The 16,676-nt window shown below is 57.4% G+C and carries 13 protein-coding genes; 8 read left to right on the forward strand and 5 right to left on the reverse strand.

Annotated elements, in window-relative coordinates:
- The first annotated feature begins 476 nt into the window (after nt 1-476).
- The 7 genes from CKW07_RS06830 (at nt 477) to CKW07_RS06860 (ending at nt 10,493) form a co-directional block, all read left to right on the forward strand.
- Nucleotides 477-1,397: a universal stress protein gene (locus CKW07_RS06830; protein WP_095144181.1), complete on the forward strand. Its 921-nt coding sequence runs from the start codon at nt 477-479 to the stop codon at nt 1,395-1,397.
- A 96-nt stretch (nt 1,398-1,493) separates the two neighbouring features.
- Nucleotides 1,494-2,876, forward strand: a complete 1,383-nt coding sequence (locus CKW07_RS06835) for an MBL fold metallo-hydrolase RNA specificity domain-containing protein (protein ID WP_256577027.1) — start codon at nt 1,494-1,496, stop codon at nt 2,874-2,876.
- Between the two features lie 222 nt (nt 2,877-3,098).
- The gene (locus tag CKW07_RS06840) at nt 3,099-5,390 is read left to right on the forward strand and encodes a heavy metal translocating P-type ATPase (RefSeq protein WP_095144183.1); all 2,292 of its coding nucleotides are present in this window, start codon (nt 3,099-3,101) and stop codon (nt 5,388-5,390) included.
- Nucleotides 5,391-5,570: 180 nt separating this feature from the next.
- The gene (locus tag CKW07_RS06845; protein WP_095144184.1) at nt 5,571-6,269 is read left to right on the forward strand and encodes an ion channel; all 699 of its coding nucleotides are present in this window, start codon (nt 5,571-5,573) and stop codon (nt 6,267-6,269) included.
- A gap of 285 nt (nt 6,270-6,554) precedes the next feature.
- Complete coding sequence (gene fdhF, locus CKW07_RS06850) at nt 6,555-8,651, forward strand: formate dehydrogenase subunit alpha (RefSeq protein ID WP_095144185.1); 2,097 nt, start codon at nt 6,555-6,557, stop codon at nt 8,649-8,651.
- Nucleotides 8,638-9,657 (forward strand): 4Fe-4S dicluster domain-containing protein, encoded by a 1,020-nt coding sequence (locus tag CKW07_RS06855; protein ID WP_095144186.1) that lies wholly within the window; start codon nt 8,638-8,640, stop codon nt 9,655-9,657. Before fdhF ends, CKW07_RS06855 begins: the two co-directional genes overlap by 14 nt.
- Entirely contained in the window at nt 9,654-10,493 is an 840-nt protein-coding gene (locus tag CKW07_RS06860) for an FAD/NAD(P)-binding protein (RefSeq protein WP_095144187.1), read from the forward strand. Before CKW07_RS06855 ends, CKW07_RS06860 begins: the two co-directional genes overlap by 4 nt.
- Before the next feature lie 57 nt (nt 10,494-10,550).
- Here CKW07_RS06860 and CKW07_RS06865 read toward each other — a convergent pair whose 3' ends face one another.
- The 4 genes from CKW07_RS06865 to CKW07_RS06880 all read right to left on the reverse strand — a co-directional run bounded on the left by CKW07_RS06865 (nt 10,551) and on the right by CKW07_RS06880 (nt 14,421).
- Nucleotides 10,551-11,516, reverse strand: coding sequence for a ribose-phosphate pyrophosphokinase (locus CKW07_RS06865; protein WP_095144188.1), 966 nt, complete (start codon nt 11,514-11,516; stop codon nt 10,551-10,553).
- Between the two features lie 114 nt (nt 11,517-11,630).
- Nucleotides 11,631-12,197, reverse strand: a complete 567-nt coding sequence (locus CKW07_RS06870; RefSeq protein WP_095144189.1) for a phosphoribosyltransferase family protein — start codon at nt 12,195-12,197, stop codon at nt 11,631-11,633.
- Between the two features lie 180 nt (nt 12,198-12,377).
- Nucleotides 12,378-13,745 carry an erythromycin esterase family protein gene (locus CKW07_RS06875; protein WP_095144190.1) on the reverse strand — a complete coding sequence of 456 codons (1,368 nt, stop codon included), beginning with the start codon at nt 13,743-13,745 and terminating at the stop codon, nt 12,378-12,380.
- 268 nt (nt 13,746-14,013) lie between these two features.
- Nucleotides 14,014-14,421, reverse strand: coding sequence for a hypothetical protein (locus tag CKW07_RS06880; RefSeq protein WP_095144191.1), 408 nt, complete (start codon nt 14,419-14,421; stop codon nt 14,014-14,016).
- 1,066 nt (nt 14,422-15,487) lie between these two features.
- Between CKW07_RS06880 and CKW07_RS06890 the strand changes: the two genes are divergently transcribed.
- Nucleotides 15,488-15,946 carry a hemerythrin domain-containing protein gene (locus CKW07_RS06890; protein WP_095144193.1) on the forward strand — a complete coding sequence of 153 codons (459 nt, stop codon included), beginning with the start codon at nt 15,488-15,490 and terminating at the stop codon, nt 15,944-15,946.
- A gap of 62 nt (nt 15,947-16,008) precedes the next feature.
- On the opposite strand, the gene CKW07_RS06895 is transcribed toward CKW07_RS06890, so the two are convergent.
- The gene (locus tag CKW07_RS06895; RefSeq protein WP_095144194.1) at nt 16,009-16,398 is read right to left on the reverse strand and encodes a hypothetical protein; all 390 of its coding nucleotides are present in this window, start codon (nt 16,396-16,398) and stop codon (nt 16,009-16,011) included.
- Nucleotides 16,399-16,676: the final 278 nt, after the last annotated feature.

Consider the following 16,676-nt stretch of genomic DNA (forward strand, 5'->3'; position numbering starts at 1 on the left):
TGGGTGATTGACTCAGGCAATCAGCAAATGATCGTCTGCTTTCTTCACATCCGGCACCGACCAGGCGGCACGTTCGGCTATCGGGCGCTCGCGCTATAAATGAACGGTGCCTTAAAATTTTACAACTCAGCAAACCCTCGGACTCAAGAGAACTCGGCCATCTCGACTTTTTCTACGCCTGAGCGACACAAAGACATTGAGCTAAATCAACAAGGCTTCTATGAGCCTGTCCATCGTTAGCCGGCCAGAAGTTGACAAAGATCAGAGACACACCGCGATAACGCCAGATACTTGATTTACAACCTGACGCTACCCAGTCGCGATCAACCGAGGGGAATACCATGAGTCAGCACTTGTTCATTGTATTGCTCGCCGTATGGCTGATAAGGCGATTCGCAAATATCGAGCGATTGAACGAAGACCGCCAGGCGGGCTGACAGTCAGGCAGGTGCAGCGTTCGCAGGACGAGGTGTGTGATGTTGAAAATACAACGTTTACTCTTCATTGCTCCAACCGAGATGATCCGCACCCCGGCATTTGACCGGGCGCAGGCGCTGGCCAGTGCAACAGGTGCGATGTTGCACATTGTCGCTTTCGATTATGTGAACGCGCTTGCGGTCGCCGGTCTGTTCGACCACGACGCGATGGCCCAGGCACGGGAAGGTTACTTGCAGGTGCACCGTCACTGGCTTGAGCAACAGGCCCGGTTTGAGCGATGCAAAGGGGGGCAGGTGAGCACTGAAGTGGTCTGGGCCAAATTCAGCCTGGCGCATGTGCTTGAGTACGTGAATGACTTCCAGCCAGACCTGGTGATCAAGGATACACAGCGTGTGCCGGCACTTGATCGAGCATTCCATCGCCCCTTGGACTGGCTGTTGCTACGCGACTGTCCGGCCCCCTTGCACCTGGTCACCAGTACTGAACACCCCAAGCCATTAACAATACTCGCCGCCATCGACCTGTCCCATCTGGAGATGCTGACCGAAGGTCTCAATGATCAGATTCTTGACCTGGCCTCGACGTTGGCTGCGTCCTGCGTTGCGACCTTGCATGTGCTGAATGTCAGCAACTGGTCGGTGGTGGGCGACGCGTTGATGAGTGTGCCGACATCGAGCCTGGACGACAGTTTGCGAAAAGCCGTCAACGATGCCCAGAAAGAAGCTTTTGATGTGCTTGCCGAACGTTATGGGATCGAGAAAAAACACCGACATATGCTCACCGGTATCCCCGATCAGGTGATTGAACATTTCGCCCGCAGGAATGCCTTCGACATGGTTGTGCTGGGCACGACCTATCGTCATGGGGGCAACATTTTCGTCGGCAGTACCGCCGAGAGTGTGTTGAATCGCGCACCCTGCAGCCTGATGATTGTCAAGTCATTGCCGGGAGGCGAATGAAAGAGCAACCGGTGCGGCCTCGGGTGATAAACATCAATGCCCGATGGAGGAAAGGTGCGATCGACAGAGCGCTTATGAATGTTCAAGGAGACGGCCATGCGAATGACATTTCTCGGTGCGGCTGGCACGGTCACGGGCAGCAAATATCTGCTGGAGTATAAAGGCAAGCATGTGTTGATCGATTGCGGCCTGTTCCAGGGCTATAAACAACTGCGCCTGCATAACTGGGATCCGTTCCAGTTGCCGGTTCGCGACCTGGACGCCATTGTGCTGACCCATGCCCATCTGGACCACAGTGGCTACCTGCCGGTGTTGGCTCGCAATGGCTATCGCGGTCCGGTGTACGCCACGGCCGCGACATGTGAACTGGTGAAAATCCTGCTGCGAGACAGCGGCCGCCTGCAGGAGGAAGAAGCCGAGTTCGCCAATCGTCATGGCTACTCGAAACACACCCCCGCATTACCGCTTTACACCGAGCAGGACGCGGTGCGGGTGCTAAAACTCTTACGACCGCTGGAGTTGCACCATCGGGTCGACATCGTGCCGGGAATGAGCATCCTGCTGCGTTGTGCCGGGCATATCCTGGGGGCGGCTACGGTGGAGGTGGTGGCGGACGGCATCACGCTGGTCTGCTCCGGGGATCTGGGGCGGCCGAATGATCCACTGATGTTCGCCCCGGAAACCATCGAGCAGGCCGACTATCTGCTGGTGGAGTCGACCTATGGCGACCGTCGGCATCCCGTTGAATCCCCGGAGGAGCAACTGGCGCAGGTCATCACCCGCACCGCGATGCGCCGCGGCATTACTCTGGTACCGTCGTTTGCGGTAGGGCGCGCGCAATTGCTGATGTATCACCTGTACCGGTTGCTGCAAAGGCGCGCGATCCCCGACCTGCCGATCTACCTCAACAGCCCCATGGCGACCGATGTCACGCGCCTGTATCAGCGTTTTCGCAGTGAGCACCGCCTATCCCTGGAAGAGTGCGAGGGCATGTGCCATGTGGCGCATTTCGTGCGCACGACCCAGGACTCGATCAACCTGGATCTGCAGCGCACGCCAGCGGTGATCATCGCGGCCAGTGGCATGGCCACTGGCGGTCGGGTGATTCACCATCTCAAGGCGCTGGCTCCCAACCCGATCAATACGCTATTGGTCCCAGGCTTCCAGGCCGGCGGTACCCGCGGCGCGCAAATTGTTGCTGGCGCCGAGTCAGTACGCATCCACGGCAAGGATGTGCCGATCCGGGCCGAAGTGGTGCCGATGGAAACCTTGTCGGCGCATGCCGACGCGGATGAAATCATGCAGTGGTTGCGCGGGTTCAAGCGGCCGCCGAAACACACCTATGTGGTGCATGGCGAACCCAACGCCTCGGATGTGCTGCGTCGGCGTATCAGCCAGGAATTGGGCTGGTCGGTCTCCGTGCCGGAGTACCGTGACAGCGTTGAGCTATCCGGTGTCGATCAACCTTCAGGCTCATAGCTGTGACATTACCCTCGGCTTTGCCAATACCTGATTTGAGGCGCCATAGCGGACACGATAGAGAACCAAGCCCCAAGTTCTACCTTGTAATACTGAGTCGCCTGTTTATAGCGTCTCTGCGAAGACGCAGGAGTCAAGGAGACGGACCGACATAGCCTGCTTATGAACGGCAGGTGTTTTCACAGTGGGGGATGCAAATCGCTTTTTGAGGAACTCACTTCAATGCTCGATAAGTGGCTGAACCCCGTTCTGTTGCTGTTCTGCGCCCTGACGCTACTGGCCGGGGGCGTTGCGCATATTGCGCAGAAGTCTGATTGGGCATTAATGTGCTGGGCCGCGGGAAGCCTGGTGATGGCCTTGGTACTGCTCGTTGAGATTACCAGGCGCTTGGCCCGGCGCGAGGTTGGTGTAGATCTTATCGCGCTGCTGTCGGTGATCGCCGCCCTGGTCTTGCAGCAGATGCTGGTGGCGGCGGTGATTGCCTTGATGCTGGCGACCGGACGCAGCCTGGAGTTTTTCACCCGGCAACGTGCCGAGCGTGAGCTTCGCGCGCTTATCGAACGGGCGCCTCGTTTTGCCTGGTTGCAGGACAAGGGTAGCTTGCGCAAGATCCTCGTTGAACAGATCCAGCCGCACCAAACACTGTTGGTACGCCTAGGTGAGGTGATACCGGTCGATGGCCGCCTGCTGAGTCCTGCGGCCATTCTGGACGAGTCGGCGCTCAGTGGCGAGTCGATGCCGGTAACCCGCCGAGAAGGTGAACAGTTGCCCAGCGGCGTTTCCAATGTCGGTGCGCCTATTCTCCTGCTCGCCTCGCGAACGGCAGCGCAAAGCACCTATGCCGCAATAGTGCGGCTGGCCGAGTCGGCACGACGCTCGCGTGCACCTTTCGTGCGCCTGGCAGACCGCTATGCGTTGCTGTTCGTTCCACTGACCTTGCTGATTGCCGCAATGGCCTGGCAAATGAGTGGTGATCCCTTGCGAGCGCTGGCGGTTCTGGTGGTGGCCACACCTTGCCCGCTGATTCTGGCGGTGCCGATTTCCATCATGTCAGGTATTTCGAGGGCCGCGCGGCGCGGGATATTGATCAAGGACGGCGTGACCCTGGAAGCGTTGGCCGGGGTCAAACTGGTGTTTCTCGACAAGACAGGCACGCTGACTAGCGGCCATGCCCGTCTGCAGTCGATAGAGGTCAACGGCCTGATCGATCCGCAGCGTTTGCTTGGCCTGGCCGCTTCGCTGGCGCAGGCCTCGACGCACCCCATCTCCCAAGCAATTGTTGAAGCGGCGCATCAGCACCAATTGCCGCTCAGCGTCCCACAGGAGGTGGAAGAACATCCAGGCTCGGGTCTTTGTGGGCTGATCGAGGGCAGGCGTGTGCGCTTCGGCACGTTGTCTTATGTTCATGAACAAGCCCCTGCGACCGACTGGATCACAGCCATGCTGCGTCACATGGACTACCTGGCGTGTAGTGGAAGCTTCATTGAAGTGGATGGAGAGCTCGCCGGCTTGTTGGTTTTTTCGGACAATGTGCGTCGAGAAACCCCGCAAACTCTGCGCCGATTGCGCAGCAGGGGCATAGAGAAGATCGTCATGCTCACCGGGGACCGTCTGGAAACCGCCGAGATGATTGCTCTGTCTGCCGGGATTGACGAGCTGCGGGCGGGGCTGACCCCCGAGGATAAAGTGCGGGCTGTTCAGGAAGGTTGCCTGCGTGCCAGCACATTGATGGTCGGCGATGGCATCAACGATGCTCCCGCGCTGGCGGCGGCCAACGTCGGCGTGGCTATGGGCGCCAGCGGCGCCAGCGGCGCCACGGCTTCAGCGCAAGCGGCGAGCGTTGTATTGCTGGTCGATCGCCTGGATCGTCTGGTCGAGGCGCTGGACATCGCTCGCCGGACCTGCCACATCGCCCGCCAAGGTGTTCTGGTCGGCATGGGAATGTCATTGCTGGCCATGGCAGTGGCTGCGCTCGGTTACCTGCCGCCGCTTATTGGCGCCGTTGTGCAAGAGGCCATTGACGTGGTGATCATCATTAACGCTTTGCGTGCACTGGGGTCGTTGCAGGGGCTGAAGCAACGAAAGCTCACCGCAGAGCATATCGATCGCCTGCAAGACGAACACAAGCAACTCTCCACGGTGCTTAGCGATCTGCATCAACTGGCCAGTGACTTCGCGCGGCGTCCACTTGAGCAAGCACAGACCGAGTTGCTGGCGCTGGTTAAAAAGCTGCAAACATCGCTGGTGCAGCATGAGCGCGAAGATGAAAACACCCTATACCCGCTGCTGACTCGAAGCATGCCGGGCGAGGACCCCATGTCGACAATGAGCCATACTCACCGGGAGATTTTTCGCCTAATCCATTTGCTGGCGCGCATGAGCAGCGACTTCAGTGCCGACCCCACCACGGCTTCTGCCGATGAGATTCAACATCAGTTGATTCGCCTGGATACCCTCGTGAGACTGCATTTTGATCAGGAGGAGGAGTTGTTCCGATTTCTGGATTGGCGCTAGAAGTTTGAGTCCTGGAAAAAAACGTCGATGGGAATCGTCACTGATCATCTTCACTATGCAAAGTCCGCACACACGCATTCGCGACTATAATTTCCAGCTACCCACTCTTCTAAAACAGGGTCAAATTCCAACCGTGTAACGTCAGGTCGCGAGCGTTAGTTCGGTCTCTGGGAAACTGTCATGAAAAATCCGCAAGATGAAGCCGAGTCCGACGAGGATTTAGCTCAGATGATAATAGGCCACGGGCCTTGCACCTATCTATTGCTGCTCTTGCTTGGTTTGATCCTCCTGTTTCCCTATCTTGAAGAAGGCATATTCGCTCGCACGCTGCTCGGTGTTCTGTTTTCTATCGTGCTGCTCGTGGGCGCTTTCGCCACCAGGCAGTCCCGGTGGGGATTCATCCTCAAACTGGGCTTGGCGTTGCTTGGGGTTGGCCTTCAATGGACTGCGTTATGGACTGGGAGTCTCGCGATTCTGGACCTTGCCGCGATATCCTATGCCGCATCTCTTGCCGCCTCGATTAGCGGAGTGTTCCACTATATTCTCAAGCGCGGGCCAATTACGGCTGACAAGCTGCATGGTGCACTTGCGGGCTACATCATGCTGGCCTTTGTCTGGTCCTTCATCTATGTCCTGATCGAGAGATTCAGCGCAGGTTCATTCGGGCCTGGTCACCTCGACTTCACACAGCCCGGCACGTTCTTCAAACTGATCTATTTTAGCCTCACGACACTCACAACCACCGGTTACGGTGATGTTATTCCATTGACCAACCACGCCCGCTCACTTGTGATGCTCGAAGAGTTTGCAGGCGTCTTTTACGTGGGAGTCTTGATCGCGCGGCTCGCCGGTCTCTATCCGTCGACTCTGACCCAGTGACTCTCGATCTGCCTGAACCCACATTGCACCACTGGCAAGAGCGAGGTTGCACCCTGCAGGTAAGTCAGTGCCTGGTGTTTGAGCCGGTTTGGACACTTTGCATGCTTTGCGCAGGCATTTGATTTAAATCAACGTCAAGGTGAACTCGACAGAGGAATCTGAATGGGAAGCGCTGGTGCCTCAAGCGTGTGTTCCTTACACCGCTGGCTTGATGTTGGCCCAGGTCAAAACGACAACCCATTTATGGGGTGCGATTGAGTCAGTACCATCAGTGAGGGGCATGTGATGCACGTCGTGCCAAGCATATGTACGTTCTGCGGGGTGGGTTGCGGTCTCGGGTTGCGCGTGGACGGCGACCGGGTCATCGGTGTCGAACCTCAGCCCGGGCATCCGCTCAGTCAAGGCCAACTGTGCTCCAAGGGATGGGCCACCAGTTTTGCCGTCGACCCGGTCAATCGCCTGACCACCCCGTTGATCAAAGAGCGTGGAGTCTTTCGGCGTGCTAGCTGGGATGAAGCCCTGACGCGGGTTACCGACGAGTTTCGCATGGCGCTTGATGAACTTGGTCCGCCAGGCGTGGGTATCATCAGTTGCGCCCGTGCCACGAATGAGGACAATTACGCCGCACAAAAATTTGCCCGGGCGGTGCTGGGTACTCACAACATTGATCACTGTGCCCGCATCTGTCACAGCCCCTCGGTAGCGGGTCTGGCGTGCACCCTGGGTTCGGGAGCGATGAGTAACAGCATCGCCGACATTGATCAGGCCGACCTGATCCTGATAATCGGCGCGGATGTCACCGAAAATCACGCGATGATTGGCGCTCGCATCCTTCGCGCACAGGCCCGTGGAGCCATGGTGATAGTCGTGGACCCGCGCAAGACACGACTGGCACGTCTGGCCGACATCCATTTGCAACTGCGTCTGGGCAGCAATATCGCACTGCTCAACGGTCTATTGCAGATCATCCTGGCCAACGGCTGGGAGAACCACGCGTTTCTCGAAGCACGTTGTGAAACCATCGAACCGCTGCGCCGACACCTGTGCAGATTGACCCCGGAACAGACCCATGCGAGCACGGGCATCAGCCTCGCCGATTTGCAGCAGGTGGCTTATCTCTACAGCCACGCCAATGCCGCGTTCACCGCCTATGGCATGGGCATTACCCAGTTCCAGAGCGGTACCAATAATGTGGTCGCGGTGTCCAATCTGGTGTTGGCCTGCGGTCAGATCGGTCGGCCAGGGACCGGCATCAACCCGCTACGAGGGCAAAATAACGTGCAGGGCGCATGCGACATGGGCTGCCTGCCGAATGTCTATCCTGGCTATCAGGATGCCAATGACCCATCAGTACAAGGAAAATTCGCAGCGGCCTGGGGGACTCCTGCACCGCGGCAACCGGGCCTTACCTCGCTGGGTATGAGCCGGGCCGCCCTGCATGGGCAATTACGGGCATTGATGATCATGGGTGAAGAACCGGTGCTCACCGACCCGGATCAACATCAGGTGGCCAAGGCCTTGGATGCGTTGGACTTCCTGGTGGTGGTGGAACTGACGCTGACTGAAACCGCCAAGCTCGCTGATGTGGTGTTGCCGGCAGCGGCTTTTGCCGAAAAGGATGGCACTTTCACCAATTGCGAGCGTCGTGTGCAGCGGGTCCGTCAGGCTGTCGCACCACCGGGTGAGGCTCGCAGTGATTGGCAGATCCTGGGGGCATTGGCTCAGCGTATGGGCTATGCGGGCATGAACTGGGAAAATGCCGAAGCGTTGTTCGACGAAATGACCGCGCTGACGCCAATCTTTTCAGCCATGAGCTATACCGCGCTGGATCGCCATGCCGGTTTGCAATGGCCCTGTGATGCCGCCCACCCGCAAGGTTCTCCGGTGTTGCATGAACTTTCCTTTCCACGCGGCCGCGCTCGACTGCTGCCGGTGACACAGGTGGCGCCGGACGAATGCCCTGACGCCGAGTATCCATTCGCGTTCACTACCCATCGGCTGCATTTCCATTATGGTGGTGGTTCGATGACACGTAAGTCGCCTTTGCTGGAACGTGAGACGCCCGAGGCGTTGCTGTTCATGCATCCGGCTGACGGTGCCGCGCTCAGCCTGCACGATCAGCAAGCCGTTCGCGTTCGTTCACGCCGCGGCTGTCTTGAGACTCGAGTCCATCTCACGGATGACGTCCCCCCGGGAACCCTGGCGATGCCTTATCACTTCCGCGAAGCGCCGTGTAACCTGCTGACCAATAGTGCTCAGGATCCCACCAGCAAGATGCCTGAGCTCAAAGCCTGCGCAGTTGCGGTCGAGCCATTACCCACGGGCGTTCAGCCCCGCATTCCCGAGGTGTTCCCAGAGGGCAGCCATCATGCACGCCTATAATCTGGATCGACCAGAACGTCTGCGTGCTTACTTGGCCAAGCAACGCACGCTGTACGAAGTCCGCGAAGACGGGCAGGGTGGTAAACACTGGGAAACGGTCACGGCTCAAGACCTCCGCCCTTTCGAACCGTCCGTCGAGCCACCACCTTTTTCAGCCAAGAGTTTTTTCTTCGTCGAGCGCGAGCGGTTGTTTCGCTTCGATGGCGGGCAATTCTATTCGGCGTTGCCGGAGGTGGTGCCGCAGGCGATCTTCGGCCTGCACGCGTGCGATTTGATGGCGGTGGCCTATCAGGATCGCTTTTTTGCCGAGGATACTCATTACCAGGTCAGGCGCCAGGCTACCTTGCTGGTGGGGCTCGACTGTCTGCACAGTTGCAATGATGGCTTTTGCAGCGTTCTCGGTAGCGGGCCGGCGGTACAGGCACATACCGCCGACCTGATTCTGTTGCCACCTGCCATCCATGGCGCCGGCTGGTTGCTGCTGGTCGGCTCTGAGGCCGGGAGTGCCGCCATCAGCGGCCTTGGTTTAGCGCCGACAGAGCAGGACTGGCAGGCACAGCGGACGGCCAATAGTCTTCAGGTCGCCCGCGAGCAGGGGGAGCAGCTTGATGTCGTCGACGGAATCAATGCGCTGAACATGGGGCAAATCGATCCGCAACGTTGGGATGACCTGGGGCTGCATTGCCTGGGGTGTTCGGGGTGTACCTCGGTATGCCCGACCTGCTCCTGCTTCGCGCCATTGGACCTGCCTTCGGCTGAGGGCGACATGCAGCGTCTGCGTGTCTGGGACTCCTGCCTGTACGAAGGGTTTCAGAAGGAAGCCAGTGGGCACAATCCCAGCGCCACGGCGGGGCAGCGGGTACAGCGTTTCTGGTTTCACAAGTTCGGTGACGGGTTCAAGAATCGTTTCGAGCATTACGGCTGTGTCGGGTGTGGACGTTGCGATCATGTTTGTCCGGGCGGTATCGGTGTTCATGGTGTCATGCACAAGGTGGTCCAGCCATGATCGACCTGACACCAAGAAACCTGCATATAACCGCTCAGTACGAAGACGGCGAAGAGGCTCGACACTTCAGCTTTCGTATCGACTTGCCCCAAGCCAGTGATTTGGCCGCCAGGGCAGGACAGTTTTTCATGCTCACCGTGCCCGGCTTTGGCGAGGCGCCCTTTACCTATGTCAGTCCGCCGGACAAGGGGGGGAACTTCAATGCCTTGATTCGTCGGACGGGAAGCCTTACCGCAGCCTTGTTCGAACTGGCTCCCGGGACCGTGCTGGGATATCGAGGACCCTTCGGTCAGGGCTGGCCGTCACTCGAGGATACCCGTCGAGTTCTGGCGGTCGCGGGAGGCTGTGGATTGGCACCGTTGGCCAGTGTGATTGATGGCGCGATCCATCACCCCAGGTCGGTGCACATGAGCGTGCTGTATGGGGCTCGATATGCCGCCGCTCAAGTGCTGTTGCGCGAGCGTGAACGTTGGCGGTTGGCATTGCCGTGGATCGAGACCTTCGACCGTGCTCCTGCCGGGCTCCGTCAGGGAAGCCCCCTTGCGCACTTTGATGAGTTGTTTGGTGATGAACCACCCGACACCGTGTTGTGCTGTGGGCCAGAGCCTTTCATGCTGGCCATCGCTCGGGATTGCTTGCAGCGAGGCGTTGCGGCCAACAGAATCTGGTTGTCCGTGGAGCGCCGCATGCACTGCGCGGACGGTGTATGCGGGCACTGCTATGTCGGCGAAAGCTATGCCTGCCGAGATGGACCGACCTATCGCTATGACGACTATCGACGACTGCTGGCCAGTGCGGCGATGGAACCTGCCGGGCAGGACAGCTGGCTCTGTTGAACAGCACGCTATAGAAAAGGTCGATCATGCATTCGCGTGGATAGGGCCGTTCCACCATCAAGCGCGATCAAAGGCACCATTCTCTGCGAGCAAGGCGGCCACCAGGGTTGTGCTGTCGAGTATGTGCAAGTGCTGTGTCACACATTCGGCGGACAGCCGCAACGGAGGCACGCTGTCAGAGATCGCAATGTGTGCAAAAAGTGGTCTGTCGAACAGACGGCTGCCAGCGGTAAACAAACCATGGGTGGCGGCTGCGAACAACCGAACGGCCCCTGCTTTTTGACAGGCAAGGCCGGCATGCTTCAGCGTTTCGCCTGTGCTGATCAGGTCGTCGAAAATGATGGCTGTCTTACCCTGCACTTTACCGGCCAGGAGAGTGCCAGTAAGCGTGGCCTGATCACGGTGTTTTTCCATCAGGGCACTGCCCACCGAACGTCCCAGTTGCAGCTCCAGAGCCTGACGAAACTGCTCGGCTCGCTTGGCGCCACCGGAGTCCGGTGAAACCGAAACCACCTCGTCGTCGCCGACAAGTCTGGCGAAATGTTGGGCGAACAGTTCTGTGCACTGCACGTTCCACGCCGGAATGCGAAAGGCGTTGTTAAACGCTGCCGGATTGTGCACCTCCAAGGCAATCAGACGGTCTACGCCGCAGGCTTCGATCATGGCCGCCAGGTAGCGAGTGATCGTTGGGTCCTGAGGCTGGGTGCGCCTATCCTTTCGTCCGTAGCAGAGGTAGGGCGTCACTACCTGCACATGGCGAGCGCCGGCATCCTTGAGTGCCGCGCAAAAAAACAGCAGGCGACACAGCTTATCGTTTGCGCTCTGCCGGCCATCCCCATACAAAGAATGGAACACCACGACCTCGCGACCGTTAACTGACTCCAGCGGTCGGCATTTATGCTCGCCGTCTTCGTAGTCGCGCTCCTCATGAACCGCCAGTTGGCAGCCAAGCCGCTGCGCGATGCGGACTGCATAGTGTTCACTGCCTTGCAGAGCAAAAAGAAGTGGGCGTTCAGTGAACATGCACGGGCTCCTTTGAGGCGTTTATCGAACACGCCTCTACGTGTACATCAGACCATTTGCAGCGTTGCCGTTATCACGTCAGAAGTCCCCTGCAACCCTGGGTCAGTTGCACCGTCATCGGGCGGCGCCATGACGCAATACATCAATGCAAAACTCCATTTCGAAGGGGGGCACGTTGCATTCGACGATGTCATTAGCGCCAACTTGCAGATGCACGCCGACAATGTCGGCATGGATCGGCTGCTGGCAGACATGCCGGTCGACCAATACCGCAGTGTAGACCCGACGGGCACCCAGTTGCGCCAGATACGCACAGGTGCGCAGGAGCGAGTGGCCTTCAAACAGGACATCATCGACAATCAGCAGGGTGGTACTGGCGAGGTCAAGTTCGCCCAAAAGAGGGTTTTCGGTCAACTCCGTGTGGGCATGCAGCACCCTGAGGTCATCGGCATAGCGCTTGACCTTCAGGGGGTAAAGAGGCAGTTCTGGCTGGCCGGCCTGACGTGACAGATGCTGTTGTAAACGCTGTGCCAAAGGCTCACCGCGGCGTTGGATGCCAATCAGTGCCGCTTGAGAGGGCGGCAACAGTGTTGCGGCTTGGCGCGCCATCGCTCGCAGCACCCCCTCGAGTTCATCGCTGTCGTACAGGCGCAACCGCTGGCTCGCAAGCAGGCTAGGCATGGCAGTCTCCTGTCTAGAACCTATGAGTCATCATGACGCAAGTGACTGTGCTGTCCTGTTTTGTCAACGTAACCCAGTCGGCCTTGATCCGTTTGATATTGATCAACTGCGGTGAAATGAAATTTGAAACCCTTTAGGTACGTTGCCGAGTCACTGGCCAGGCTGGGGCATTGGTGTGCCTCACACACCAAACGGAAAGGTTTCGTCTTCCGGTTCCAGTTCCTGGTTTTTCGGCAATGCCAGTGCCGTCACCGGTTGTGTTTGCTCGATCCAGATCATGGCATCAAATTGTTCGGTCAGTACCGCCTCGAAGTAGTGACTGCTACGCTCGCTCTCGGGGCGATAAATCACACCGATGGCTCGCTCCAGCAACGGTCTGGAAAGGACTCGACGCAGTTCTTTTCGCTGCGGGTCGCGCCAGTCGGTCAATGACGCGGGGACGCCGGCCTTGAGGAACTGATGCTCCCAACTGTCTGGACGAGAAGGTCGGATGTCCTTGATGAGCATCTCGCCATCCCAATCATCCGCCGCTGCCACCTGGCCACGGTCGGTACTCATACCGATCAGAACGACATCGCGCCCATAGGCGCTACGGCACAATTGACCGATATTGAACTGCCCCTTCCAGCCCATTTCCGTGGCGGCCGCATTGCCGATATGGGCGTTGTGTGCCCAGACCACGGCCTTGGATAGAGGGCCCCGGTGCTCAAGCAGTGCGTGTAATGTGTCGAACATGTGCCGGTCACGCAGGTTCCAGGAGGCGGTCGAGCCTCGATAAATCGCTCGGTAGTACTGTTCCGCCGCCTGCACCACCCGGGCGTTTTGCGCTGCATTGAAGAACGCTTCGTCGTCCCGGATGAGCCCGGCCAGTTGCTCGGCCAGCATGACGTTGAGCTGTTCGACCACCGCATGCTCACAGGGCATCAGGCCGCCGCGTTCGACAAAGTGGCCGTACAGGGCAGGATCATCCTGCCAAGGGGTCAGGCAGCCATAGCGCCGCCGAGCTTCGTGGGCCAACTGCGGGTCGATCCGGTCCAGATAACTCAGAACCTCGTGAATGGAGTTGCGCAAGCTGTAAACGTCCAGACCGCGGAACTCGACACGACGTTCAGGAGCGTGCCGGTGGTTGTACCGATGCAGCCAGTGGACGAATGCTCTTACCTCGGTGTTGCGCCACATCCAGGTCGGGAACCGACTGAAGATGTGGCGCTTCCAGGCTGACGGCGCCAACCCACGGGCATACTTATCGACATGGCCTGCATCTGGCCAGTCGGCTTCAACCGCCACGATATTGAAACCGTGCTGCTCAATCAGCCGTTGGGTGATCGCCGCCCGGGTTCGATAGAAGTCGCTGGTGCCGTGGCTAGCCTCACCGATCATCACCACGCGTGCATCCGCGTAGCGATCGAACATTTCACCCAAGGCGGACGAGTCCAGTTCCGGCAGGGGCTCAGCGTATTGACGCAAGAGTGGTGCGATGGCGGCCGGGTCAATGTGGGGGGGCGAGCCATACAGTTTATCCAGCATGTCTTGGGAAGGGGGGCTCATGACTGTTGTACCCGTAAGGACGGATTGCTCGACGCGCAGCATCTCGTCGACTGTCAGGGGGGGCACGGACGGAGGGCGTTTCAATTGACATCGCGGGCCTGTGCCGCCTCATCTTTCATTTCTACGCCCGCATGCTGTCGACCGTTTGAGTTTTATCAATATGGATACTCATGGGTTGAGCCCTTAACAACACACATCAGTCAGGTGCGGTCTGCGTTAATCCAATCAGTACCAGTGCTATGTAATGTGCAGCAGCTCTACTGCACATTTACTTTTTCATTGGCATTTCCATCATGGACGACTGCTGCTCCATCATCTGCATCATCATGTCCATCATCCCTTTACCTGCGCCGTCCTTAGTTCCAGACATGCCCATACAGCCCATTGCGCTCTGCTCCTTACTCATCATGGCCATGCTGTCCTTCATCGCTTTCATGCCTTCTTGCATGGCGGCCTGGCGCTCAGCGGGAGTTGTAGCCGCTGCCGCTTTGTCATGTGCAGCCTGCATTTTTTGCATTTGCTCGGTCATGGCTTTAGCCATGGGCGTGGACGTTGGGGCCGTGCTTTCGGTTGCGTCGCCTGGTGCGTCGGCTGGGTGATGCGTATCCTCGGCGGAGGCGATGAGTGCACTGCTAGCCAAGATGGCCGCAAGCATGAATTTAGAATGCTTATGCATGATGAACTCCTGAGATTGTGAGGGGCTAAGCAGGAATGACTGAGTCGCGAAAAAGCGGCGCAGCAAGACAGAGCGACCAGTGCCCGGACACTCTGAAGCAGGGGTTAATTGTTGAAACGGACGAAAATCAAGCGGGCAGGGCCTTCCGGCGGGGCGGGGCGCTTCAGTATGAGAACAGCGAGAGAGGATTTTTCCTCGGGGTTGAGCACCATTATTACTGCCGCAGTTAACAGCAAAAGGACGGTCCAGTAGATGGGATCTAATGCTGGAGTCTGTGATGCAGGTTTTATCGCCGTAGCAGTGTTCTCACAATTTTGAAGGCACCCACTGGTGTGGAGAGCATGACCCTCCACCACATACTGCTCGGCATTGTGTGGCGCGACTATGTTGTGATTCGATTGCACCAAACAACCCTGGATTGCCATCATGGCCACAGCTAACACCCAAACCATAAGGGTAAGGTGCAATAGGCTTCGGCGGTGACGACGGAACCAGAACATGACGTACAACCTCGACTTGTTACGTCGTATTGATGTTCAGTGTAGCCAGCAAAGCAACGGCGAGGTTGATCAAAATCAAACTAATGGATGGCGCGATGATCGAGGTCTAGGTTCGCCTTGAGCATGCTCGCAGCCTCGGGCCGTTTGATCAGTTCGCCTGCTCGCCCTGACCGGAGGGCCGACTGCCACCCTCTTTTCCGCGTTTTAGGTTGTAATCCAACACCTTGGCGATAGCCGATCCCTCAGGCACAAGCTGCCTCTGTGCGAACATCCAGATATGAATCGCATCGATGATGGGCGTTTTTCCTTCCGTATTCGCTGGCAGACATCCGGTAGATCAAATAGTGCAATGAACATTGATTTGATATTTCAATTTTTTCCAAGGGTGGAAAATTTCCTGGGGTGAGCGCTTTGTGCTCGCCTATACTGAAAAGGTTAAATAGTGCTGTCGAGTGTGTTTGGTACGGTATCGAAAATTTGAAATTTAAAGATATGGGTATCCATGCAGGTTACGGGTTAAATAATATGATTTCTGTGATGGTTTGGTGTTGTGACGAGGGTTTGATATGAATGTCTTGTTGAAAGAACTTCAGGCTTATCATCATGAAGTGGCTATCAAAATCACTCAGATAAAGGAGTTGCTGAGGAAGCTGAGGCATGAATCCGATGGTGCTGATGACTGCAAACTGTTGTTCAAGATGCTTGAAGCTTTGCATGGTGACGCAGAGCGACACCACCATGAAAATGAAGAACTTATTCGGCTGGCCTTGCTAACGACCGAGGCACCGATCCACCAACGGGTCAAGGATATCGAGCGAGATCATCAGGCATTTGGGCGCATAGCTGGGCAGCTGAAAAGGCTGGAGGACACAACTCAGGAAACGAGAGTGATTGCTGATACTATCGAAGACTTCATCAAAAAATATTACGATCATATGGACGCTGAGGAAAATATTTTCTTTCCGGTGGCAGATAAGTGGCTGTCAAACAGCCAGTGGCAGGAAATAAAGCGTCAATGGCATTAATTGGAGCTCGCCGTGCACCTTCAATGTTTAGTTGCTACTAAGTACTCGACCTCACTAAGTAATTACGTGGATGCCCAGTAATTTCCGCCGAATTTCATTGACTCACCGGGGGCATATATCGACTGATCCTCGTTGCAAGCTCCTTCGCTTTGGCGCCTGTGCATCCAATGCAGCGCCTGATCGAGCACCGACCATAGAAGTGATCGCCGGTGCCGATCTGACAATCCACCGCAGCCATTGAGCGCCGTGATTAATGGCGTCTTTTCCTGCGGCGAGGGCAGGGGAGAGAGTCGCAGGTGGATCCACCAGTTGCCCATGGTATCTCTTCGTAGGTATCCCATCGCAGACCGCCAGTTTTCCCGGCCGACCAGGTCGGAAACCCGAAGGTACATCGCGGACATCGTTGCCACCACAAACAGAGTGCATTCATGAGCCGGCTCTTCGTCGGCCATCTATTCCGCCGTGTCAATGATGAAACACCACTGCATCTCAGTGAGCGATCGAGACGCAACGTGCGCTTTGCGTCTGTGACCGAAGCTTTGGATTTGACGCTACCTGAAGAAGGTCGAAACGCTTTGTGGATTGCAGTCTGTCGCCAGCAACTCCTTTGACCATCAGCATTTCCTGTGAACCGCGAGGGGGCGAAAGAGCGTAACGTTCGCAGAACCTCGCGACTGACCTCGGTTGTTTTCAGAAACGGCGCTGAGCAAGCCTTTCTAATCGCGGTGAG

Origin of the sequence: Pseudomonas sp. Irchel s3b6 (assembly GCF_900187415.1) — a bacterium.
Taxonomy (GTDB): Bacteria; Pseudomonadota; Gammaproteobacteria; order Pseudomonadales; family Pseudomonadaceae; genus Aquipseudomonas.

Bases quoted from the DNA above. Each gene is read 5' to 3' on its own strand.
- CKW07_RS06835 (WP_256577027.1), top strand. From the start codon at position 1,494: ATGCGAATGACATTTCTCGGTGCGGCTGGCACGGTCACGGGCAGCAAA.
- CKW07_RS06860 (WP_095144187.1), top strand. From the start codon at position 9,654: ATGATCGACCTGACACCAAGAAACCTGCATATAACCGCTCAGTACGAA.
- CKW07_RS06845 (WP_095144184.1), top strand. From the start codon at position 5,571: ATGAAAAATCCGCAAGATGAAGCCGAGTCCGACGAGGATTTAGCTCAG.
- CKW07_RS06880 (WP_095144191.1), bottom strand. From the start codon at position 14,421: ATGCATAAGCATTCTAAATTCATGCTTGCGGCCATCTTGGCTAGCAGT.
- CKW07_RS06855 (WP_095144186.1), top strand. From the start codon at position 8,638: ATGCACGCCTATAATCTGGATCGACCAGAACGTCTGCGTGCTTACTTG.
- CKW07_RS06875 (WP_095144190.1), bottom strand. From the start codon at position 13,745: ATGAGCCCCCCTTCCCAAGACATGCTGGATAAACTGTATGGCTCGCCC.
- CKW07_RS06865 (WP_095144188.1), bottom strand. From the start codon at position 11,516: ATGTTCACTGAACGCCCACTTCTTTTTGCTCTGCAAGGCAGTGAACAC.
- CKW07_RS06870 (WP_095144189.1), bottom strand. From the start codon at position 12,197: ATGCCTAGCCTGCTTGCGAGCCAGCGGTTGCGCCTGTACGACAGCGAT.
- CKW07_RS06830 (WP_095144181.1), top strand. From the start codon at position 477: ATGTTGAAAATACAACGTTTACTCTTCATTGCTCCAACCGAGATGATC.
- CKW07_RS06840 (WP_095144183.1), top strand. From the start codon at position 3,099: ATGCTCGATAAGTGGCTGAACCCCGTTCTGTTGCTGTTCTGCGCCCTG.
- CKW07_RS06890 (WP_095144193.1), top strand. From the start codon at position 15,488: ATGAATGTCTTGTTGAAAGAACTTCAGGCTTATCATCATGAAGTGGCT.
- CKW07_RS06895 (WP_095144194.1), bottom strand. From the start codon at position 16,398: ATGGCCGACGAAGAGCCGGCTCATGAATGCACTCTGTTTGTGGTGGCA.
- fdhF (WP_095144185.1), top strand. From the start codon at position 6,555: ATGCACGTCGTGCCAAGCATATGTACGTTCTGCGGGGTGGGTTGCGGT.